The sequence below is a fragment of the Streptococcus equinus ATCC 9812 genome, assembly GCF_000187265.1.
Lineage (GTDB): Bacteria > Bacillota > Bacilli > Lactobacillales > Streptococcaceae > Streptococcus > Streptococcus equinus.
Genome location: NZ_GL698429.1, coordinates 54,969 through 61,249, shown reverse-complemented (window position 1 = coordinate 61,249; position 6,281 = coordinate 54,969). Strand labels below are relative to the sequence as shown.

7 protein-coding genes are annotated in these 6,281 nt (G+C 36.7%); 5 read left to right on the top strand and 2 right to left on the bottom strand.

All coding sequences use genetic code 11. From position 1 onward, the window contains the following. A partial coding sequence (locus tag HMPREF0819_RS00310) for an IS3 family transposase (RefSeq protein WP_004230763.1) occupies nucleotides 1–814 on the top strand: 814 nt, incomplete at its 5' end. Nucleotides 815–967: 153 nt separating this feature from the next. Here the strand turns inward: HMPREF0819_RS00310 and HMPREF0819_RS00305 are convergent. Next, entirely contained in the window at nucleotides 968–1,198 is a 231-nt protein-coding gene (locus HMPREF0819_RS00305) for a DUF1797 family protein (RefSeq protein ID WP_004230761.1), read from the bottom strand. A gap of 122 nt (nucleotides 1,199–1,320) precedes the next feature. Continuing rightward, nucleotides 1,321–2,295 (bottom strand): ornithine carbamoyltransferase, encoded by a 975-nt coding sequence (gene argF / locus HMPREF0819_RS00300; RefSeq protein ID WP_044023231.1) that lies wholly within the window; start codon nucleotides 2,293–2,295, stop codon nucleotides 1,321–1,323. A 171-nt stretch (nucleotides 2,296–2,466) separates the two neighbouring features. On the opposite strand from argF, the gene HMPREF0819_RS00295 reads away from it, so the two are divergent. The 4 genes from HMPREF0819_RS00295 (at nucleotide 2,467) to HMPREF0819_RS00280 (ending at nucleotide 6,210) form a co-directional block, all read left to right on the top strand. Continuing rightward, nucleotides 2,467–2,652, top strand: a complete 186-nt coding sequence (locus tag HMPREF0819_RS00295) for a helix-turn-helix transcriptional regulator (RefSeq protein WP_044023230.1) — start codon at nucleotides 2,467–2,469, stop codon at nucleotides 2,650–2,652. A 273-nt stretch (nucleotides 2,653–2,925) separates the two neighbouring features. Continuing rightward, nucleotides 2,926–5,211 carry an ATP-dependent Clp protease ATP-binding subunit gene (locus tag HMPREF0819_RS00290; RefSeq protein WP_004230750.1) on the top strand — a complete coding sequence of 762 codons (2,286 nt, stop codon included), beginning with the start codon at nucleotides 2,926–2,928 and terminating at the stop codon, nucleotides 5,209–5,211. Between the two features lie 176 nt (nucleotides 5,212–5,387). Further along, nucleotides 5,388–5,834, top strand: a complete 447-nt coding sequence (locus HMPREF0819_RS00285; RefSeq protein WP_004230748.1) for an NUDIX hydrolase — start codon at nucleotides 5,388–5,390, stop codon at nucleotides 5,832–5,834. 73 nt (nucleotides 5,835–5,907) lie between these two features. Beyond that, nucleotides 5,908–6,210, top strand: a complete 303-nt coding sequence (locus tag HMPREF0819_RS00280) for a DUF1827 family protein (RefSeq protein ID WP_004230746.1) — start codon at nucleotides 5,908–5,910, stop codon at nucleotides 6,208–6,210. Nucleotides 6,211–6,281: the final 71 nt, after the last annotated feature.

Genomic DNA, 6,281 nt, shown 5'->3' with positions numbered 1-6,281 from the left:
GATGTTACTAGAGATTTTAGCCTTACCTCGTTCGAGTTATTTTTACCACATCAAACAACTTAAACAAGTAGACAAAAACAAGGTTCTTAAAGCTAAAATTAGGATGATTTATGATGAGCACAAAGGAAACTATGGCTATCGTCGCATCACTTTGGAACTAAGGAACCAAGGTTTTTTGGTCAACCACAAAAAAGTACAACGCTTAATGAAACGCATGAATTTGGCTGGACGTATTCGTCGTAAACGTAAGTATTCATCTTACAAGGGTGAAATTGGCAAGAAAGCTGATAATCTCATCCAGCGTCAATTTGAAGCTTCAAAGCCTTACGAAAAATGTTATACAGATGTCACAGAATTGGCCATTCCAGCCAGCTCTCAAAAATTATACTTATCACCAGTTTTAGATGGTTATAATAGTGACATCATCGCTTATCAGTTATCCACTTCGTCTAATTTGGAACAAATCAAACGAATGTTAACACAAGCTTTTCCAGATGACCATTATGATGATACGATTCTTCATAGTGACCGAGGTTGGCAATATCAACACCTGTTTTATCATGACTTTCTCAATCAAAAAGGAATTCGTCCATCCATGTCCCGTAAGGGAAATAGCCCAGATAATGGCATGATGGAATCTTTTTTTGGAATCTTAAAATCAGAAATGTTTTATGGTTTTGAAAAGACATTTAAGTCACTCGATGAGCTAAAACAAGCTATTATTACTTACATTGACTATTACAATAACAAACGGATTAAAGTCAAACTAAAAGGACTTAGCCCTGTGCAATACAGAACTAAATCCTTTCAATAATTATTGGTCCAACTTTTTGGGGTCAGTACACTGCGGACCCTTATCAATTCAAAATAGCAATATAAGAAAGCATAGAAACCACACTAAATAGGATGGAAAGGGCGAAAAAATACACCCTTTGCCCTTATACTCTGTCCTGAATTTTTCTTTATCTTAGTAAAGAAGATCGTAAATTTCCATTGCGATCAAGTCGATGCTATCAAATGAGTATGACTCACGAGCTTCAACATCACGCAAAGTGAAAACTGGACCATTTTCAGGGTCATTGCTGAAAGAAACTTCTGCCACAACGACACCATCACGTTCAAAATTACGTTTAAGATTGCTACCATCAGTCGTCATCAATTCAAGACGATTGATAATTCTCACCAAATGTGATTCCATGACTATTCTCCTCTTCGTTTATTGTCTTATCTATTTTAACATAAATTCTACTAAACAAACAACAAAGGAATGCATTTTCTCACATTTATAACAATTTCTTGTCAAAATCTAACGCTTTGCGTCTATTTAAAAGAATTATAGATGATTGCTTTGATTGAATGCATACGATTTTCAGCCTCTCTAAAGATGACTGAACTGTATTTTTGAAAGATTTCGTCGGTAATTTCTAACTCAGACAAACCATATTTTTCAAAAATTTCTTTTCCGATTTCAGTATTTAAATCATGAAAAGCTGGCAGGCAATGCATAACAATCACATCAGGATTTTCTGTTTTTTCTACCAACTCAGCATTAATTTGATAAGGAAGTAAAAGGTCGATACGTTCTTTAAAATCAACTTTTTCTCCCATTGAAACCCAAACGTCAGTATAAAGCATATCTACACCTTTGACAGCATCAAGATTATCTGTAATCGTTAATTCTGCACCGGTATTGTGCTGTTTTGCAAGCTCAACAATCTCAGCTTCAGGCTGCAAACTAGCTGGGGCGATAATTTTGACATTAACACCTAAGATAGCCGAAGTAACAAGTAAGGAATTCGCCATGTTATTACGGCCATCACCAACATAAGCAATCGTAAGGCCTTCTAGCTTTCCAAATACTTCTTTTAATGTCATAAAATCAGCAATCATCTGAGTTGGATGCCAAGTATCAGTTAAGCCATTCCAGACTGGCACTCCTGAATATTCTGCCAAAGTTTCAACGTCTTCTTGCTTAAAGCCGCGGTACTCAATACCATCAAACATCGAACCAAGCACCTTTGCGGTATCAATGACAGATTCTTTTTTACCAAGTTGAATTTCACTGCTGCCAAGATAAGTCACATTCATTCCGAGGTCTTGCCCAGCCACTGTAAATGCAGAACGTGTTCGTGTACTTGTTTTTTCAAAAATTAGTGCAATATTCAATCCTTCTAAATATTTATGAGGAATTTTTTCTTTTTTCAATGATTTAAATTTCAATCCTAAATCAATAAGATTAAGCAGCTCTTCCTTAGTAAAATCAATCTCTTTCAAAAATGAATCTTGATATACCATACTTTTTTCCACCTTTTCTTTTTGAATAATATACCTAATTCTAGCATAATTATACACTTTGTCAAGTGATTTATGAATAAAAAATAAAATAATTATTCATCTTTATGTCATTTATAATTGATATGTCACATATAATTTACTATGCTAGTGATTGTTACTAAGGAGATAAAAATGAACCGAGTCAAAGAATATCGTACTGTATTAGGGCTTTCTCAATTAGCACCTACAAAGCAAATCGGGATTGCTAGACAAACTGTGAACTTGATTGAAAATAATAAATATAACCCGTGTATCAAGCTTACCGAGACTTTAGGTACTGATTTAAATGTACTTTTTTGGGAGACTCGTAATCATTAATTACTAAAGATAAAAATCCTTTTGACATTTTAGCCAATCCTCTTTTCTTAAGTATCATCATTTTTCTGGCTTAATGTTTGGAGCTATGATGGGCTCTTTAGCTGCCAGTCAAATCGTCTCAGAAAAAAATTAGCACTCTTTTTGTAAGAGTGCTAATTTTTAATGCTTTTTACTTGATTTCCTAATCGCTAGTGCTATAATGTAAGTATGAAATCTGACTATCTTTGACCTTTAGGACATTAGTCAGACCATTACGAAAGGAGGGTATTTTATATGCTCTGTCAGAATTGTCATTTAAACGAATCAACAATTCACCTGTATACAAATGTTAGTGGTCAGCAAAGACAAATTGATTTGTGCCAAAACTGCTATCAAATCATGAAAACTGACCCAAATAACGCTATCTTAGGAGGTTTGGGTGGAAATTCTCAACCAACCTCTAACGCAACTAATCAATCAACAAATCCTTTCGATGATTTCTTTAGCAATCTCGGTGGCTTCCCTGCATTTGGAGGTCAAGGATTTCAAAATACCCCTCCAACACAACCTGGTGGAGGAAATAATGGACGTGGCGGCAACGGAAATGGTAACTTCCGTCAAGGCGCTCAAGCTCAACAACAAGAGCCAAAAGGCTTGTTAGAAGAATTCGGTATCAACGTTACTGATATTGCACGACGTGGTGATATCGACCCTGTTGTGGGCCGTGATTCTGAAATCATTCGAGTTATCGAAATTCTTAACCGCCGTACAAAAAACAACCCAGTTTTGATTGGTGAACCTGGTGTTGGTAAAACAGCTGTTGTTGAAGGGCTCGCTCAAAAAATCGTTGATGGTAACGTTCCTCAAAAACTCCAAAACAAACAAGTCATTCGTCTCGATGTCGTAAGCCTTGTTCAAGGGACTGGTATCCGTGGACAATTTGAAGAACGCATGCAAAAACTCATGGAAGAAATTCGTGAACGTAAAGACGTAATTTTGTTTATCGATGAAATCCATGAAATTGTTGGTGCTGGTAATGCTGGCGACGGTAATATGGATGCTGGTAACATTTTAAAACCAGCTCTTGCACGTGGTGAATTACAATTAGTTGGTGCTACTACTCTTAACGAATACCGTATTATCGAAAAAGATGCAGCACTTGAACGTCGTATGCAACCTGTAAAAGTTGACGAGCCAAGTGTTGAAGAAACTATTACAATTCTTCGTGCTATTCAAAAGAAATACGAAGACTATCACCATGTCAAATATAGCGATGATGCTATCGAAGCTGCTGCTAACCTCTCAAATCGCTACATCCAAGACCGTTTCCTTCCAGATAAGGCAATCGACTTGCTTGATGAAGCAGGTTCTAAGATGAACTTGACACTCAACTTTGTTGATCCAAAAGAAATTGACAAGCGTTTGATTCAAGCTGAAAATCTAAAAACACAAGCTACTCGCGATGAAGATTATGAACGCGCAGCTTATTTCCGTGATCAGATTGCCAAATATAAAGAAATGCAAAAACAAACGATTGACGAAGATGACATCCCAGTGATTACTGAAAAGACCATCGAAGCCATCGTTGAAGAAAAAACAAATATCCCTGTTGGTGATTTGAAAGAAAAAGAACAATCACAATTGATTCACCTTGCTGATGACTTGAAAGAGCACGTTATCGGTCAAGATGAAGCCGTTGATAAGATTGCCAAAGCCATCCGCCGTAACCGTGTTGGACTTGGCACACCAAATCGACCAATTGGTTCATTCCTCTTTGTCGGACCAACCGGTGTTGGTAAAACAGAACTTTCAAAACAACTAGCAATTGAACTCTTTGGTTCAGCTGACAGCATGATTCGCTTTGACATGTCTGAATACATGGAAAAACACGCTGTCGCTAAACTTGTCGGAGCTCCTCCAGGATATGTTGGTTACGAAGAAGCTGGTCAATTGACTGAAAAAGTTCGTCGTAATCCATACTCACTCATTCTTCTTGATGAAGTTGAAAAAGCACACCCTGACGTTATGCATATGTTCTTGCAAGTACTTGATGATGGTCGTTTGACTGACGGGCAAGGTCGTACAGTAAGCTTTAAGGATACTATTATCATCATGACTTCAAATGCTGGTACTGGTAAAGCTGAAGCCTCTGTTGGTTTTGGTGCTGCTCGTGAAGGTCGAACTAATTCCGTTCTTGGTCAACTTGGTGATTTCTTCAGTCCAGAATTTATGAACCGTTTTGACGGCATCATCGAATTCAAAGCCCTTAGCAAGGACAATCTTCTTCAAATCGTTAACATCATGCTTGATGATGTTAATAAACGTTTATCTACAAATGATATTCATCTTGATGTCACAGACAAAGTTAAAGAAAAACTTGTCGATCTTGGATATGATCCTAAAATGGGAGCTCGTCCGCTTCGTCGAACTATTCAAGATTACATCGAAGATGCCATCACTGACTTCTATCTTGAACACCCAACTGAAAAAGATTTAAAAGCCGTGATGACAAGTAATGGTAAGATCATCATTAAATCAGCTAAAAAAGTTGAGACCGAAGAATCTGTTTCAGCAGAATAATAATGACAGTCTAGAAAGTTAATACTTTCTAGACTTTTTGGTCGCTTCTAAATCGAAATATTCCGACAATTTTCTAGCAAAAGAGAAAAAAATTTAGTATAATAAATTTAATAGGCTAAAAAGATAACGCTAACAAAAACTTGTTACCTCCGTTATTTCTATCAGAGGAGAATATTATGACAAACCCAACTTTTGGTGAAAAACTTGACAATGTTGACTACAAAGCACGTTATGGAGTGTATGCAGTCATTCCAAATGCTACTAAAGACCAGATTATTCTAGTACAAGCGCCTAATGGCTCATGGTTTCTTCCAGGCGGTGAAATTGAAGAAGGTGAAGACCATTTTTCAGCTTTAAAACGCGAACTTATCGAAGAATTAGGATTTTCAGCTGAACTTGGTTATTATTACGGACAAGCCGATGAGTACTTCTATTCTCGTCACCGTGATACTTATTTTTACAATCCAGCTTATATCTACGAAGTAACTCACTACGAACAACTTGGCGCTCCACTTGAAGACTTTAACAACCTTGCCTGGTTCCCAATTGAGGAAGCTATTTTGAAATTAAAACGTGGCAGTCACAAATGGGGTGTTGTGGCTTGGAAAAAAAATCACCATTAATCTCTCATAATAATAGGTTTTTCACCTAAAATAGTGTTATAATAATGATAGAAAAGTTCATAGGAGGAAATTTATGAGGTTAATCAACACAACAAGTAGTCATTCCGAGCTAGTCCGCAATCAGCTTCGCAATACGGACGCAAAACTCGTTGAGACATACTCAGCAGGAAATACTGATGTGATTTTCACACAAGCACCTAGTCACTACGAGCTGTTGATTTCAAACAAGTATCGTGCTATTAAAGACAGTGAAATCGAAGCCATCCGAGAATTTTTCCTCAAACGCAAAATTGACAAGTCAACCGTTCAATTAGATCAACTAAAAACATTACATACTTCAAATCTAATTGAAATTTCCTTCCCAACAGCTCTTTAATCAGGTTTTTGTAACCTGATTTTTTATTTTCATAAAACTGAAAAAACGGCTCTATAATTTCTGTAGTGGGT

Excerpts from the sequence above, each read along its gene's own strand:
- HMPREF0819_RS00305 (WP_004230761.1), bottom strand. The coding sequence starts at position 1,198 with ATGGAATCACATTTGGTGAGAATTATCAATCGTCTTGAATTGATGACG.
- argF (WP_044023231.1), bottom strand. The coding sequence starts at position 2,295 with ATGGTATATCAAGATTCATTTTTGAAAGAGATTGATTTTACTAAGGAA.
- HMPREF0819_RS00295 (WP_044023230.1), top strand. The coding sequence starts at position 2,467 with ATGAACCGAGTCAAAGAATATCGTACTGTATTAGGGCTTTCTCAATTA.
- HMPREF0819_RS00290 (WP_004230750.1), top strand. The coding sequence starts at position 2,926 with ATGCTCTGTCAGAATTGTCATTTAAACGAATCAACAATTCACCTGTAT.
- HMPREF0819_RS00285 (WP_004230748.1), top strand. The coding sequence starts at position 5,388 with ATGACAAACCCAACTTTTGGTGAAAAACTTGACAATGTTGACTACAAA.
- HMPREF0819_RS00280 (WP_004230746.1), top strand. The coding sequence starts at position 5,908 with ATGAGGTTAATCAACACAACAAGTAGTCATTCCGAGCTAGTCCGCAAT.